The sequence below is a fragment of the Kitasatospora sp. NPDC101447 genome (assembly GCF_044767225.1).
Classification (GTDB): domain Bacteria; phylum Actinomycetota; class Actinomycetes; order Streptomycetales; family Streptomycetaceae; genus Kitasatospora.
The window spans coordinates 1-14,932 of the sequence record NZ_JBIWNL010000030.1; the positions used below are offsets into that span (position 1 = coordinate 1).

Sequence of the window (14,932 nt, forward strand, 5' to 3'; positions counted from 1 at the left end):
ATAAAACGAACACGCCGAATAAGAACCGAGCCGCGACGCAGAAATGCGAACGCAACCCAGCCCGAACCTGGGAAGTGGTGTTTCAGAGGATTGGCCGCCCCGGGACCGTCCGCGCCGATGCGTGTCCGGTGCTCCCTGCCGAGCGACTAGGAAACACTACGCCTGTCCGGCCTCGAAGGCAAACCCGCCCGTCCCGGAGACGGTCCGGGTGCAGAGCGCCTGCCCGGGCTTCACGTACTCACCGTTGGGGTGGTCGTTGCCGGTGACCCAATGCCGGGCGCCGGCCTCGTCGCGGCCGCCGGCGCGGTGGCGGCCGAGGAGTCGCTCCTCGCGGACGGTGTCGTCGGCGTGGACGTACCAGAGTTCGCGCAGCAGGCGGCGGGCGTCCGGCCACGGAGTGTCGGCGGACGCGAGGTAGTTGCCCTCGGTGATGACGAGGCGGGTGTGCGGGCGGACCACGTGGCGGGCGGCGACCGGTTCGTCCAGGGTGCGGTCGAAGTCCGGGACGTAGATGTCCTGGAAGCGGTCGGCGGCGATGCGGCGCAGCAGGGCGACGTAGCCGTGGGCGTCGAAGGTCGCCGGGGCGCCCTTGCGGTGGGTCAGGCCCAGGCGGTCGAGCTGGGCCCCGGAGAGGTGGAAGCCGTCGAGCGGGACGTAGGCGGCGGTGCCCGGTCCTTCGGCGCGCTCGACCTCGGCGACCAGGTGGCGGGCCAGGGTGGACTTGCCGGCACCGGGCGGGCCGGCAAGTCCGAGGATCGTGCGGGCGTTGCTGCCCGGGCCGCGGAGGAAGCCGAGGGCAAGGTCGGTGAGGCGGTCCTCGTTCATGGCCGCACCTTACTCACCGGGGGCCCGAGGAACCGGGCCTTCGACGACCCGTCTTTCGACCCCCCGGCCTCCGACGACATGGGCCTTCGACGACCGGACGCCTAGGCCGCCCGCTCGGCCAGCGCGGGCGCGTCGAGGGTGAGCGTGCCGGCGTCGGCGTCGAGCAGGGCGGGGACGCCCAGCGGAACGGTCAGGGTGGACGGGCAGTGGCCGAAGCCCAGCTCCCAGAGCACCGGTATGCCGAGTCCGCCGAGCCGGTCGAGCATCACCTCGCGGACCCGCTCGGGCCGTCCGCAGCCTTCCCAGGAGCCGAGGGCGATGCCGGCCACGCCGTCGAGGGCGCCGGAGCGCAGGAACTGGGTGAGGAGGCGGTCCAGCTGGTACGGGTGCTCGTTGACGTCTTCGAGCACCAGGATGCTGCCCTCGTAGGAGGGACGGGCCGCCGGTGTGCCGCGCTCGGCGGCGAGGACGTGGACGCATCCTCCGGCGGTGACGCCTCGGGCGCGGCCGGGGACGAGCGGGCCGGCGGTGGCCGAGGTGAGGACCGTGGTGGCGGCGGGGTCGAAGAGGGTGCGGCGCAGGTGCTCGGCGGTGGGACCGTCGGAGATGAAGGAGGCGCCCGCAGCCAGCGGCCCGTAGAAGGTGACGAGGCCCAGGTGCCGGGCGAAGGCCTCGTGCAGGGAGCTGACGTCACTGAAGCCGATGAAGGGCTTGGGTGCGGCGGCACGCATCGCCGTCCAGTCGAGCAGGTCGACCATCCGGTGCACCCCGTAGCCGCCGCGGGCGCAGATGACGGCGTCGACGGTGGGGTCGAGCCAGGCGCTCTGGAGGTCGGCGGCACGGTCCGCGTCGGTGCCGGCGAGGTAGCCGAGGGCGGGGTGGGTGTCGAGGACGTGCGGGGCGACGGTGACGCGCAGCCCCCAGGAGCGGAGGATCGCGCAGCCGGCGGTGAGGCGTTCGGGTTCGATCGGGCCGCTGGTGGCGACGACGGCGATGTGGTCGCCGGGGCGCAGGTGCGGCGGACGGGTCAGCCCCTGGCCGGGTGTGGTCGGGTGCTGGTCCATGGGCCGGGCCGCCTTTCGGGCGCGGGAGCGGGGGACGGACGGCCGCCGTGTGGTCGCGGCCGCCCGGTGACGATATGCCCCCGCGGTGACCGGCCGATGTCCGAGGGGCGGTGCCCGAAGGACGGGGGTCGTAAGGGCGGGACCCGACGGACGGCGCCCGGGCGCGGACGTCCGCGGCGTGCGGGCCCGCCGGGGTGAGGGCTCTTCAGATCGCGGCGCCCATCACCTCCCGGACCTCCCTCAGGGTGGCGTCGGCGACGGCATTGGCCCGCTCGGCGCCGTCGCGCAGGACCTGCCGGAGGTGTCCGCGGTCGGCGGCGAGCTCGGCGCGGCGGGCGCGCAGCGGCCGGAGGTACTCGTTGACGGACTCGGTGACGACGCGCTTGAGCGCGGCGGCGCCGCCGTCCCCGATCTCCTCGGCGACGGCCTCGGGGGCGCGGTCCTGGCAGAGCGCGGCGAGCAGGACGAGGCTGGAAACCTCGGGGCGGTCGACCGGGTCGTAGCCGATGCGGCGGTCGGCGTCGGTCCTGGCGCCGCGGATGATCCGGGCGGTCTCGTCCTCGGTGGCGCCCAGGGCGACGGCGTTGCCCCGGCTCTTGCTCATCTTTCCGCCGTCGGTGCCGAGCAGCATCGGGGCGTCGGAGAGCAGGGCCTGCGGGCGGGGGAAGACGGCGCTGCCGTCGGCGTGCGGGTAGCGCTCGTTGAAGCGGCGGGCGACGGTGCGGGCGACTTCGAGGTGGGGCAGCTGGTCCTGACCGACCGGGACGAGGTCGGCCTTGCAGAAGAGGATGTCGGCGGCCTGGTGGACGGGGTAGGTGAACATCAGCCCGCTCACCGCGGACTGGCGGGAGTGGGCGATCTCGTCCTTGACGGTGGGGTTCCGGTTCAGTTCGGCGACGCTGACCAGGCTGAGGAAGGGCAGCAGCAGCTGGTTGAGGGCGGGAACGGCGCTGTGCGCGAAGATCGTGGACCGCTCGGGGTCGAGGCCGGCCGCGAGGTAGTCGAGGACGAGGTTCTCGGTGTGCTCGGCGAGCCGGTCGGCGAGGTCGCGGTCGGTGATGACCTGGTAGTCGGCGACCACGACGAACATCTCGACGCCCTGGTCCTGCAGTCGGACGCGGTTGCGCAGGGTGCCGAAGTAGTGGCCGAGGTGGAGCGGGCCGGTGGGGCGGTCCCCGGTGAGGACGCGGTGGGCGGTCGGGTCGTCGATCAGGGCGGACTCGGCGACGGCAGTGCCGGGCGCAGCGGCGGCCGCAGCGGCGGCGGGCGCAGCAGCGGCGGTCGCGGAGGTCGCGGAAGGGACGGGCGGGGCGGCGGTCTCGGTGGTCACGGGTTCTCCTCGGTGCGGCGGTGTGGCGGCCGTCCGGGGCGAGGGGCCCGTCCCGCGGGAGAGCGGGGAAAACGCAACAGGGCCGTCCATCCCGGACGGCCCTGGTCAGGCGAGTGCTGGTGGCCGTCCTAGGACGGCCACCAGCACAGGCCCACGAAGCGCTTCATGCGCCCAAGCGTAGCGTCAGTCCTCCATCACCAGCGCGGGAGTTTCCTTGCGCAGCGTCTCGCCGCGGAAGAACTCCGGCCGCACCAGGCCGTAGCAGGTCATCAGCAGCGCGCCGAGCAGCAGGATGCCGACGCCGATGACGAACACCGAACCGATGCCGAGGACGGCTCCGCTGCCGTAGTCGGGGGCCCAGGCGTCGGTGAGGGTCTGCAGGAAGACCCCGCTCAGCAGCAGGCCGCCGAGGAACGGGGCGATGCCCTTGAGCAGCAGGTCGCGCGGGCCGGTGCGCAGCGAGCGGCGGAAGTACCAGACGCAGGCGAAGGCGGTCAGCGCGTAGTAGAAGCAGATCATCAGGCCGAGCGCCAGGATGGTGTCCTCGACGACGTTCTCGCTGATCAGGCTCATGCCGACGTAGAAGACGGCGGTGGCGATGCCGGCCGCCACGGTGGCGTAGCCGGGGGTGCGGAAGCGCGGGTGGACGGCGCCGAAGCGCGGCGGCACGGCGCGGTAGGCACTCATCGCGAGCAGGGTGCGGGCCACCGGGATGAAGGTGGTCTGCAGGCTGGCGGCTGCGCTGGCGACCACGGCCAGGAAGAGCAGGATGCTCCACGGCGAACCGAGCACCGGGCGGGCCAGCGCGGCGAAGACGTTGTCGGCGGTCTCCGGGTTGCCCAGACCGGTGCCGGTGGTGCCGACGCCGGCGAACATCTGGGCGGCGATCGCGACCAGCAGGTACGAGCCGACCAGGGTGACCATGGAGATCATCGCGGCGCGGCCGGGGGTCTTGGCGCTCCCGAGGGTCTCCTCGTTCATGGTGAGGCAGGTGTCCCAACCCCAGTACATGAAGATCGACAGCGACAGTCCGGCGGTGAACGCGCTGAACGAGCCGACCTGGAGCGGGTCGAGCCAGGAGAAGGAGAAGCCGATCGAGTCGGGCAGGTCACCGGCGGCGGCCTTGCCGACGGCGATCGCCGCGAACAGCAGCAGCACGGCCAGCTGGAGCCCGACCAGGCCGTACTGGAACCACTTGGTGGCGGTCATCCCCCGGTAGCTCATCGCGGTGGCACCGGCTATCAGCAGGACGACGGTGAGCAGGTGGACGGCCGTGTTCCGGTCGAGATCGGCGACCCAGCCGCTGCCGGTCATCTCGCCGAGCATCAGGTAGAGGAATTCGGTCGCCACCCCGGCCAGGTTGGAGAGCACGATGATCGTCGCGACGGTCAGCCCCCAGCCGGCCATCCAGCCGACCCGGGGGCCGAAGGCCTTGGCGGTCCAGGTGAAGGACGTTCCGCAGTCCGGGAAGTCCTTGTTCAGCTCCTTGTAGGCGAACGCGACGAGCAGCATCGGCAGGAAGCCGGCCAGGAAGACCGCGGGCATCCGGACGCCGACCGCGGTGACGGTCGGGCCGAGCGTCGCGGTCAGGCAGTAGACCGGGGCGACCGTCGAGACGCCCAGCACCACACTGCCCAGCAGGCCCACGGAACCGCCCCGTAGACCCTTGTCCCCCGCTCCCCCGGCCGTCCCCGGGTCGGGGACTCCACCACTGGTGCCACTGACCGGGGCACCCTGCGGAGCGCCGGGCGCCGTTGCCCGGCCGCTACTCGTGTGCTCTGAGAGCTGCTGATCAAACACCAGCGCACTCTAAGTGCGGACACGGAATGTTGAATAGACCAACTCTTGGTGATTTTATGCACTTACGATGACTTTTCCCCTCTTGACTCCCCCCTCCGGATCCTTCTCGCGGTAGCGCACGGTCCAGATCGATATAGGTTAGCCTCACCTAAGTTCGATCTCCCCGTTCCGACCCGTGAAGGAGCGTCGCGTGGCCCCCACCTCCGACGATCTGGCCCCCGCCCCCCGTACCCCCGACCGCCGCAGGTTCCTCCGGGCCGGGATCGCCGGCGGGGCGGTGCTCGGCCTCGGCGGCCTGCTCGCCGCCTGCGGCAGCTCGGGCGGCTCCGGTGGTTCGGCCGGCGCCGGCGGCTCCGGCGGCTCCGGCGGATCGGCCCCGGGTGGCGGCTCCGCGCCCGACCAGAAGTCGGTCAAGCAGGGCGGCGACGACTACGCCACCGTCATCGAGAAGATGAAGGGCTTCGGCACCGACGCCGCACCCGGCGTTTACCCGCGGACCGTCAGGCACGCGATGGGCGAGACCGTCATCCCGGCCAGGCCCACCCGGGTCGTGGTGCTGGACACCGGCGAGCTCGACAACGTCGTCTCGCTCGGCATCCAGCCGGTCGGCGTCGTCCACGCCGACGCTTCCACGTCACTGCCGTCCTACCTCAGGGACAAGGCCGGCAGCCCCGCCGCCGTCGGCACCATCAACAGCCTCAACCTGGAGGCGATCGCCGCGCTCAAGCCGGACCTGATCCTCGGCAGCCGGCTGCGCGCCCAGGACCAGTACGCACAGCTGTCCAAGATCGCACCGACCGTCTTCTCGCTCCGCCCCGGCTACCCCTGGAAGCAGAACTTCCTGCTCAACGCGAGCACGTTCGGCCTGGAGGCCGAGGCTGGGGCGCAGCTCGACGCCTACCGAGCGGCGGCCACCGCGATCGGCGCCGGGCTCGGCGACAAGCGGCCCACCATCACACCCCTGCGCTTCATGCCGGGCCGCACCCGGCTCTACGCCGAACTCTCCTTCATCGGCACCGTCCTCACCGACGTTCCGCTGCCGCAGCCCGCGATCGAGCAGGTCAAGGAGCTCGCGGTGGAGGTCGGCCCGGAGCAGATCGACAAGGCCGACGCCGACTGGATCTTCTACGGCGTGTACGGCAGCCCCAGCTCGACCAACCAGGACACGGTGCTGGGCGGCGCGCTCTGGAAGACCCTCGGAGCGGTCAAGTCCGGGCAGGCCCGCCCGGTTTCGGACGAGACCTGGTTCCTCGGGCTCGGTGTCATGGCGGCGAACGCGGTCCTCGCCGACCTCAAGGGGTTCGTCGCGCCCGGCAGTTGACCGGGCGCCGTCGGCACGGGCGGCGGCGCGGGCGGCGGCGCGGCGGCGATCTGCCGGAAGTCCTCGCGGGGGTCCTCGGGCTGGTCCTCCCGCGGATCCTTCCGGATGCCCTCGCGTGGTCGTGCGGTGGTCGCACGCACACCGCCGGGTCGGACGCTTGGAGCTGGTCGCGCGGTGCGGGAGGATCGTCGGGACCGTCCCCCGAAGGGCCCGCCGATGACCTCGCCCCACCTCGCCGCAACCGATCCGCGCCTGCCCGGCCCGCCCGGGGAGAGCGCCGGATCCGCACCCCCGCCCGCCGTACCCGGGCCGGCCGCCGCGGCCGGCCCGATGTGCTCGATCGCGACCGCGGTCGAGACGGGCACGGTCGCGCCCGGGTCCACCGACGGCGTGATCCGCCGGGCCCCCTCGCCCCGCCACGACTCGGTGCCGCAGCCGCGCAGCCGGGACGACGCGGACGCGCTCACCCTCCCCGCGCGGGTCTCCGTGCCGGACCCGTCCGTGGTGGACGGCGACCTGACGGCGGCACGCCTGCGGGCGGCGTTCGCCGAACGGCTGCGGGCCGCACGGACCGAGGGCCGCTCGGTCGCCGAGCTGGCGGCCGCGTGCCGTCGGCCGGTCGCGGAGGTCCGGGCGATGCTCGGCGAGGAGGAGGAGAAGGAGGAGGAGGAGGAGGAGGCCGACGGCGGAGCCGGGAGCAGCGGCGTCACCGGGGCAGAGGCCGGGGCTGACGTCGGGGCCGAGGCCGCGGTCGGGTTCGTCCGCTTCCCGTCGGTCGTCGCACCGCCGGAGGGCGTCCCGTCCGTACCGGCGCAGCGTTCGGTGCGCGAGGAGCTGCGGGCCTTCGGGCCCCTGCGGCCGTCGCCCTCGCGCCGACTGCGCCGGATGCACCCTCAGGCCACACCGGACGGGCAGGAGGCGACCGCACGGGAGACGGCCGCGGCCGGCCCCGCCGGGGCGGGCCTCCCGGGTGCCGCCGCACGGACGGGCGAACTCGGCGGTACGGCGGGGGCGGTGGCGGATCAGGTGGCGCCGGGGGCCGGTGCCACGACCGCGGCACCCCTGGACGGCGGTGCCCTCCACGCCGAGGCGCCGCACACCGAACCGCAGCTCGGCATCCTGATCGGTGGGAACCCCGGTCTGCCCGAGCCCGTCGGTCGGCCGGAGGAGCGGGCGCCGGTCCGGGTGGCGGCCGAGCCGATCCGGGTCGGCCGCGGCACCAGCCTGGTGGTGCTGCCCTCCTGGCGCCCCGCCATCGCCGTCTCGGTGTCGACCGAGCAGCTGCTGGCCGTGACCGGTCTCGACTACGAGCAACTCGCGGGCGCCCGGCTGACGGTGTTGATGAACCCGAGCGCGCTGCACGACCGGGAGCTGGAACTGCACGGCTGGGAGACCGGTCCCGGCACGCGGGGCCGACGCCGCGGGCGGCCCTGACAGCACGCGCCGACGCCTGGCGACCCCCGCCCCCGACACCGCCGGACGGGTGCCGCCGGCCCCCGCGGGGTGGGTAGGGGGGTGGGCCGCTGCCGGTCGACGGTCAGCGGACCGCCGGGGCGTTCGGGACGTACCCGAGGTCGACGGGCACCGGCGGGTTGCCGTCCACGGCCCAGCCCCGGCGGACGGCGTCCAGCAGCTCCGGAAGCCGGGGCGGCCACAGTGCGTCGGCGTTCTCGTCGGCGAGGTCGGCCGGGGTCCACCAGCGCCAGTCGAGGATCCGGTCGACGGCGTGTACCGCGCTGACGTCACCGACCGGGCCGCGGTGCGGTCCACCGGTGAGGTAGATGTGCTCGTGCTGGCGCACCGGGGTGCCGTGCCAGGTGAAGTCGTGTTCCCAGGTGCAGAGCAGCGGGCCGGGTTCGAGGTCGGTCCAGCCGGTCTCCTCCCACAGCTCGCGCCGGGCCCCCTCCCACGGGGACTCGCCCGCCTCCAGTCCGCCACCCGGCATCGTCCAGTGGACGCCGACCTCGTCGTTGTCCGAACGGAGCAGGAACACCGAGCCGTCCTCGTCCAGGACCACCGTGCGGGCGGCCTGTCGCGGCACGCGCTTGTGGGGGCGCAGCAGATTGCGCATCGGGTTTCGCATCGGATCACTCTCGCAGCGGGCCTCCGGAACGTCGAGCGGATGCGTCGCTCCGTCCGGCCTTCGAGCGCTGCGAGCCCTTCGAGTCCTTCGAGTCCTTCGAGTCCTCGGGGGCCTTCACGTCCCATCCCTGGGGTCCTTCGGGTCCTTCTGGCCTCCGAACCGCCTGGCGCGGGCGCCGGACCTGCCCGTTCGCCGTACCCTGACGGCCATGCCCGTACCCGCGATCATCTTCCCCGTCGATCCGCTCAACCCGCGCCGGCCCGATCCGCACTTCGCGTGGGAGGCCAGGCTGCTGCGGGAGTTGGGTGGCGAGCACCACCTCGTCGACCACGACGCGCTGCTCGCCGGACGGGCCCCGGAGGCGGTCCGGCGGGTGCCGCGGGACAGCGGACCGCTCTGGTACCGGGGGTGGATGCTCCCCTCCGCCCGGTACGCCGACTTCGCCGCCGCGCTCACGGCACGCGGCGGCAACCTGCTGACCAGCGCGCCCGGTTACGCGGCAGCGCATGAACTGCCCGGCTGGTACGGCGTGTTCGAGGGGGCGACACCGGCGAGTGCCTGGATCCCGTCGGACGGACCGGTGGCGCCCGGGCCACAGGAGCTGTCGGCAGCCGTGGCCCGAATCGGCGGGAGCGGCCCGGCGATCGTCAAGGACTACGTGAAGTCCCGCAAGCACGAGTGGCACGAGGCCTGCTACGTACCGGAGTTGGCCGACCTGCCGGCCGTCGGGCGGGTGGTGCGGCGGTTCGTCGAGCTGCAGGGCGAGTTCCTGGCCGGCGGGGTGGTGCTGCGGCGCTACGAGGAGTTCGAGCACGCCGACGGCGCTGAGGGTTCCGGCGGCTCCGGCAGCTCCGACGGTGGCAAGGGGGGCAGGCCGGGTACGGGCGGGCGGGCCGTGGAGGCGCGGGTGTGGTGGCTGGACGGCCGGCCGATCCTGGTCGGGCCGCATCCGGACGCCCCGCGCCGGAACGTCGAGCCCGACCTCACCGAGGTCCGGGCGCTGGTCCGGAGGCTCGGCTGCCGCTTCGTCACCACCGACCTCGCCAGCCGGGCCGACGGCTCCGGCTGGCGGGTGGTCGAGGTCGGGGACGGACAGGTGAGCGACCTGCCGCGCGGAATCGACCCCTCGGGGCTGCTGACCTCGCTGATCACCGCCTGACGGGTCTCGTGACGGGTCTCGCGTGACGGGCCTCGTGTGACGGTCTCCCCCGATGGGTCGCGCCCGGCGGGCCGCCCGGCGGATCGCGGGCAGAGCGCTCCCCGGACCGGGCCCGTCCGGGGAGCGGCCCGGGGGCTACCCGGCGGCGACGGTCTCGGCGGCCGGGTGGCCGTCCGCGATGAACGCCTGCCAGAGCCGGGCGTAGGTGCCGTCCAGGGCGAGCAGTTCGGTGTGGGTACCGTCCTCGACCACCCGTCCGTGGTCCAGCACGATCACCCGGTCGGCGCGCTCGGCGGTGGTCAGGCGGTGGGCGATGACCAGCGTGGTCCGACCGCCGCTGAGCCGGTCCGCGGCGTGGTTGACCGCCGCCTCGGTGGCGAGGTCGAGCGCCGCGGTGGCCTCGTCGAGCAACAGGACGTCCGGGTCGACCAGTTCGGCCCGGGCCAGCGCGATCAGCTGGCGCTGGCCCGCCGAGAGGTTGCGGCCGCGGCCGGCCACCTCGTGGTCGTAGCCGCCCGAAAGCCGGACGATCATGTCGTGCGCGCCCACCGCCCGGGCCGCCGCCTGCACCTCCTCGGCCGAGGCGCCCGGCCGGCCGTACGCGATGGCCTCGCGGACCGTGCCGGCGAACAGGTAGGCCTCCTGCGGCACCACGCCCAGACGGTGGCGGTACTGCGCCAGGTCGTAGCGGGTGAGGTCGACCCCGTCCACCCGGACGGTGCCCTCGGTCGCGTCGTAGAACCGGGCGACCAGCTTCACCAGCGTCGACTTCCCGGCGCCGGTCTCACCGACCAGCGCCACCGTCTGCCCGGCCGGGATGTGCAGGTTCACGTCGGCCAGCACCTTCGGGGCGCCGTCGGCACCGCCGTTGTAGGCGAAGCCGACCCCCTCGAAGTCGATCTCGCCGCGCAGCCCCTTGGGCACCGGGACCGGGTCGGCCGCCGGGGCCGTGGTCGTCGGCGTGCGCAGCAGCTCGCGGATCCGGCCGAGGCCCACCGAGGCCTGCTGGTAGCCGTCGAAGACCTGGGACAGCTGGTTGACCGGTGCGAAGAACAGGTCGATGTAGAGCAGGTACGCGACCAGCGCGCCGACCGTCAGCGTTCCGGCGTCGACCCGGGCGGCGCCGACGATCAGCACCAGCGCGGCGGCCACGCTGGAGAGGAACTGGACGAACGGGAAGTACAGCGAGATGTACAGCTGCGCGCGGACCCGGGCCTCGCGGTACGCGATGCCGCGCGCCACGAACCGGTCGGTGTTGGTGTCCAGGCGGCGGAAGGCCTGCACGATCCGCATGCCGGCCACGTTCTCCTGGAGGTCGGCGTTGACGGCGCTGATCAGGTCGCGGGAGCGCTCGTACTGGTCCTTGGACTTCTTGCGGAACACCAGCGTGGCGATCACCAGCAGCGGCAGCACCGCGAAGACCACCAGGGCCAGGCCGGCGTCGATGATCAGCAGGGCGGCGAAGATCCCGGCGAAGGTCAGCAGGCTGACCACGGCCGTGACCATGCCGGTCTGCAGGAAGGACGTCAGCGAGTCCAGGTCCGTGGTCATCCGGGTCATGATCCGGCCGGTCAGCTCGCGCTCGTAGTAGTCCAGGCCGAGCCGGTTGAGGTGGGCGAAGATCTTCAGCCGGAGCGTGTAGAGGACGCGCTCACCGGTGCGGCCGCTGACCCGGTTCTCGGCACCCTGCACCAGCCAGTCCAGCAGCACCACGACCAGTGCGGTGAGTGAGGCCACCGCGACGCCGGACATCAGGCCCTTGCGGACGCCCTCGTCGATGCCGTGCCGGATCAGCACCGGCAGGACCAGCCCGGCCGCAGCGTCCAGCGCGACCAGCAGCAGGGCGATGAGCAGCGGAGTGCGGAAGGGGCGCAGCAGGCGGCTCAGGCTGAAGTCCGGGTCGCCGGCCTCGGCCTCGGGGCGGGCGACGGCCGGGGTGTCGGCGGCGGGCGGGAGGGCGGCGACCTTGTCCAGCAGGTCGGGGTCCGCGGTGCGGGCGGCCTTGGACAGGGCGGGGGTGGGGAGCCCGGGGGTCGGGAGCTCGGGGGCGGTGGGAGCGGTCGGCTGCTCGGCGGACGGCTTCCGGTCGGACGGCTTCCGGTCGGAGGGTGTCCGGTCGGGCAACTGCACGGCCGACGGCTGCCGGGAGTCCTGGTGCCGGGCGGCCGTCGCGTCGGTGGCCGGATCGGCCTGCGGTTCGCCGGCTGCCCCGCTCTGCGGACGGCCCGCCTCGGGGTCGGTGATCAGCGCCCGGTACTGGGGACATCGGGCTTCGAGTTCCTCGTGCGTGCCGAGGTCCAGCAGGCGGCCGTGGTCCAGGACGGCGATCCGGTCGGCGAGCTGGAGGGTCGAACGGCGGTGGGCGATCAGCAGCGTGGTGCGGCCGGTCATCACCGAGCGCAGCGCGTCGTGGATCTCCGCCTCGACCTGCGGGTCCACCGCCGAGGTGGCGTCGTCCAGCAGCAGGATCCGGGGGTCGGTGAGGATCGCCCGGGCCAGGGCGATGCGCTGGCGCTGGCCGCCGGAGAGGGTCAGGCCCTGCTCGCCGACCCTGGTCTCGTAACCGTCCGGGAGCGCACGGACGAACTCGTCGGCCTGGGCGGCGCGCGCGGCGGCGACCACCTGCTCGTCCGTGGCGTCCGGGCGGCCGTAGGCGATGTTGGTGCGGACCGACTCGGAGAACAGGAAGCTCTCCTCCGGGACGATGCCGACCGTCGCCCGGACCGAGTCCAGGGTGAGGTCCCGCAGGTCGTGACCGTAGAGGCGGACGGCACCGGCGGCCGGGTCGTAGAAGCGGGGCACCAGCTGGGCCACCGTCGACTTGCCGGAGCCGGAGGCGCCGACCACGGCGAGGGTCTCGCCGGGGGCCAGCTTCAGGCTGAGGCCGTGCAGCACGGGTGCGGGGTGCTCGGGGTCGTAGCGGAACTCGACCTGGTCGAACTCCAGGGCGACGTCGAGGGTCCGGGGGCCGACGGCGGTCCGCCGCGGGGCGTCGCCCGCCCGGACGGTGCCGTGCGCGAGGGCGCCGGACGGGGCGGTGCCGGACGGGATGTCGTCGTGCGCCGGATCCGGGGCGGGGTCCGCGGTGAGGTCCAGGGTGAGCGCGTCCGGGCGTTCCCGGACCAGCGGGCGCTCGTCGATCAGCTGCAGGACGCGCTCCACGCCCGCCCGGGCCTGCTGGCCGACCGTGATGATCATGGTCAGCATCCGGACCGGGCCGGTCATCTGCGCCACGTACGTCGAGAAGGCGACGAAGGTCCCGAGCGAGACCTGGCCGTCGACCGCCAGCCAGCCACCGAAGGCCAGGACGGCGACCTGGGCGAGGGCCGGGATCGCCTGCATCGCCGGGTTGTAGCGGGCGTTGAGCCGGATCGAACGCAGCCGGGCGGCGAACAGGTTGCGGGACGCCTGCTCCAGCTTGTCGAGCTCCTGCGCCTCCTGGCCGAAGCCCTTGACCACGCGGACGCCGCCGATCGCGCCGTCCACCACGCCCGCGACGGCGGCCGCCTCCTGCTGGGCTGCCCAGGTGGAGGGGAACAGGCGCTTCCGGCTGAGCACGGAGACCCACCACAGCGCGGGCGCCATGACCAGGGCGACCAGGGTGAGCGGCGGGGACAGCCAGAGCATCACGATCAGCGACATGACGAACATCAGCAGGTAGCCGGTCATCATCGGCACCATCGAGAGCAGGCCGTTGACGAGCTGGAGGTCGGAGGTCGCACGCCCGACCACCTGCCCGGTGTCCAGCCGGTCCTGGCGGTGACCGTCGAGCCGGCCGAGCGACCGGAACAGGTCGCTGCGCAGGTCGTGCTGCACGTCGAGGGCGAGCTGGCCCCCGTAGTAGCGGCGGACCTGGGTGCAGCCGAAGACCACGACGGCGGCCAGCAGCAGCACCACCGCCCAGGGGGCCAGCGAGCGGGTGTGGGCGACGATGACGTCGTCGATGATCAGCTTGGTGACCAGCGGCACCAGCGCGGTGACGGCCATGCCGAGGAGCGAGGCGCCGAAGGCGAGCAGCAGGCTGCGGCGCGACCGCCAGCTGTATCCGACGAGGCGGCGCAGCCAGCCGGCGGGCTCGGTGCGCCCGTCGGCGGCGTCCGTTCCGGCGGCGCGCTCGCCGACGGCGGCCTCCGGGGTCGTCGAGCCGGGGGCCGGTGGGCCGCTCGGGGATTGCTCCACCGTGGATCCGTGAGTCTCAGGCATATTTAGGGATGCTAACCATTTCGTCGGGTGGCCGCCACGGCGTTTCCGACCCGGGTGGGTTCGGGGCGGGCCGGGGCAGCCCGGATCGTCCGGTCCGGCGGACTGGGCAACAGCTCGCGGCCGGCAGAGATTCCCGATCGAACATCCGCGCGGCCGACATCGACCACCGCCCGCATCCAGGGTCGCCGACCGCCCGTGCAGTGCCCAGCGACCGCGGGTGGTCCGGCGCAGTCCTTTCGGCCTAGGCCTCCGGGCGGGGACGCGCGCGTAAGCGGCCGGTGCCCCGCGGAAAGCGAAACCCGGTGGGACGCGCGCAGCCCGGGGGAAGCACGCGCCCCAGGGAAGCGCAGCCCGGCGGAACGACGCCGCTCCCAGCGGAACGCCTCCGCTCCTACTCGGGCACCGACGAGCCCGAGCCGGCCGCGTCCGCGGCGGCGGCGAAGGCGCCGTGGGCGAGGGTGTGCAGCAGGGCGGCCATGCCGTCGCGCTGCAGACCGGACCGCTCACCCTGGCCGGACCGCTCACCCTGACCAACCCGCTCGCCCTGGCCGGACCGCTCGCCCTGGCCGGGGTTCGAGCCGACGCTGTGCGGGGTCGAGTTGATCAGGCCGAAGACGGCGTGCACGGCGGCGCGCGCCACCGGCTCGGCGGCGGGCTCGGCCAGCGGCGGGTAGGCCTGCCGGACCACGTCCACCCACAGCTCGACATAGCCACGCTGGAGCCGGCGGACCGTACGGCGGTCCTCCTCCTTGAGGTTCAGCAGCTCGCGGTCGTGCAGGGTGATCAGGTCGCGGTCGTCCAGGGCGAAGTCGACGTGGCCGCCGATCAGCGCGTCCAGCGCGGCCACCGGACCGTCGCCACCACCCGCCCGGCGGCGCCCCTCCTCCAGCAGGCGCTCGCTGATGCCGATCAGCAGGTCGGCGAGCATCGCGTCCTTGCCGGCGAAGTGGCGGTAGAGCCCGGGACCGCTGATCCCGACGGCCTTGCCGATCTCGTCCACGCCCACGCCGAGGAAGCCCCGGGCCGCGAACAGTCGCGCGGCCTCCCGGCGGATCTGGTCGCGGCGTGGGAGCGCGGAGGTTGCGGGGACGTTCGGCATGCCGTCCATCGTAGACAGTCGGGTTATCGGTCGTTAACCTGGGCGGCG

Annotated in this window: 10 protein-coding genes; 3 read left to right on the forward strand and 7 right to left on the reverse strand. The window is 73.7% G+C overall.

Translation table 11 applies throughout. The annotated features are described in order from the left end of the window. Positions 1-156: 156 nt before the first annotated feature. The 4 genes from ACIRST_RS31250 to ACIRST_RS31265 all read right to left on the reverse strand — a co-directional run bounded on the left by ACIRST_RS31250 (position 157) and on the right by ACIRST_RS31265 (position 4,866). Complete coding sequence (locus tag ACIRST_RS31250; protein ID WP_350526621.1) at positions 157-825, reverse strand: nucleoside/nucleotide kinase family protein; 669 nt, start codon at positions 823-825, stop codon at positions 157-159. A 101-nt stretch (positions 826-926) separates the two neighbouring features. Then, positions 927-1,889, reverse strand: a complete 963-nt coding sequence (locus ACIRST_RS31255; protein ID WP_350526620.1) for an LD-carboxypeptidase — start codon at positions 1,887-1,889, stop codon at positions 927-929. Between the two features lie 205 nt (positions 1,890-2,094). Next, a complete protein-coding gene (gene trpS / locus ACIRST_RS31260; RefSeq protein ID WP_402806266.1) occupies positions 2,095-3,219 on the reverse strand; it encodes a tryptophan--tRNA ligase in 1,125 nt (374 codons plus the stop codon). Positions 3,220-3,402: 183 nt separating this feature from the next. Beyond that, positions 3,403-4,866, reverse strand: a complete 1,464-nt coding sequence (locus ACIRST_RS31265) for an APC family permease (RefSeq protein ID WP_402806269.1) — start codon at positions 4,864-4,866, stop codon at positions 3,403-3,405. 415 nt (positions 4,867-5,281) lie between these two features. Between ACIRST_RS31265 and ACIRST_RS31270 the strand changes: the two genes are divergently transcribed. Together ACIRST_RS31270 and ACIRST_RS31275 are read left to right on the forward strand one after the other, a co-directional pair. After that, on the forward strand, positions 5,282-6,340 hold the full coding sequence (locus ACIRST_RS31270) for an ABC transporter substrate-binding protein (RefSeq protein ID WP_402806397.1): 1,059 nt from the start codon (positions 5,282-5,284) through the stop codon (positions 6,338-6,340). Positions 6,341-6,556: 216 nt separating this feature from the next. After that, the gene (locus tag ACIRST_RS31275; protein WP_402806271.1) at positions 6,557-7,774 is read left to right on the forward strand and encodes a hypothetical protein; all 1,218 of its coding nucleotides are present in this window, start codon (positions 6,557-6,559) and stop codon (positions 7,772-7,774) included. 103 nt (positions 7,775-7,877) lie between these two features. Here the strand turns inward: ACIRST_RS31275 and ACIRST_RS31280 are convergent, their stop codons facing one another. Next, a complete protein-coding gene (locus tag ACIRST_RS31280) occupies positions 7,878-8,423 on the reverse strand; it encodes an NUDIX domain-containing protein (RefSeq protein ID WP_350526618.1) in 546 nt (181 codons plus the stop codon). Positions 8,424-8,631: 208 nt separating this feature from the next. On the opposite strand from ACIRST_RS31280, the gene ACIRST_RS31285 reads away from it, so the two are divergent. Next, complete coding sequence (locus tag ACIRST_RS31285; RefSeq protein ID WP_402806274.1) at positions 8,632-9,582, forward strand: ATP-grasp domain-containing protein; 951 nt, start codon at positions 8,632-8,634, stop codon at positions 9,580-9,582. A 135-nt stretch (positions 9,583-9,717) separates the two neighbouring features. On the opposite strand, the gene ACIRST_RS31290 is transcribed toward ACIRST_RS31285, so the two are convergent. Next, entirely contained in the window at positions 9,718-13,785 is a 4,068-nt protein-coding gene (locus ACIRST_RS31290; RefSeq protein ID WP_402806277.1) for an ABC transporter transmembrane domain-containing protein, read from the reverse strand. Between the two features lie 391 nt (positions 13,786-14,176). Next, a complete protein-coding gene (locus ACIRST_RS31295; protein ID WP_350526615.1) occupies positions 14,177-14,884 on the reverse strand; it encodes a TetR/AcrR family transcriptional regulator in 708 nt (235 codons plus the stop codon). Positions 14,885-14,932: the final 48 nt, after the last annotated feature.

Coding starts and splice junctions, on each gene's coding strand:
- ACIRST_RS31250 (WP_350526621.1), bottom strand. CDS start 825: ATGAACGAGGACCGCCTCACCGACCTTGCCCTCGGCTTCCTCCGCGGC.
- ACIRST_RS31255 (WP_350526620.1), bottom strand. CDS start 1,889: ATGGACCAGCACCCGACCACACCCGGCCAGGGGCTGACCCGTCCGCCG.
- ACIRST_RS31275 (WP_402806271.1), top strand. CDS start 6,557: ATGACCTCGCCCCACCTCGCCGCAACCGATCCGCGCCTGCCCGGCCCG.
- ACIRST_RS31280 (WP_350526618.1), bottom strand. CDS start 8,423: ATGCGAAACCCGATGCGCAATCTGCTGCGCCCCCACAAGCGCGTGCCG.
- ACIRST_RS31285 (WP_402806274.1), top strand. CDS start 8,632: ATGCCCGTACCCGCGATCATCTTCCCCGTCGATCCGCTCAACCCGCGC.
- ACIRST_RS31290 (WP_402806277.1), bottom strand. CDS start 13,785: ATGCCTGAGACTCACGGATCCACGGTGGAGCAATCCCCGAGCGGCCCA.
- ACIRST_RS31295 (WP_350526615.1), bottom strand. CDS start 14,884: ATGCCGAACGTCCCCGCAACCTCCGCGCTCCCACGCCGCGACCAGATC.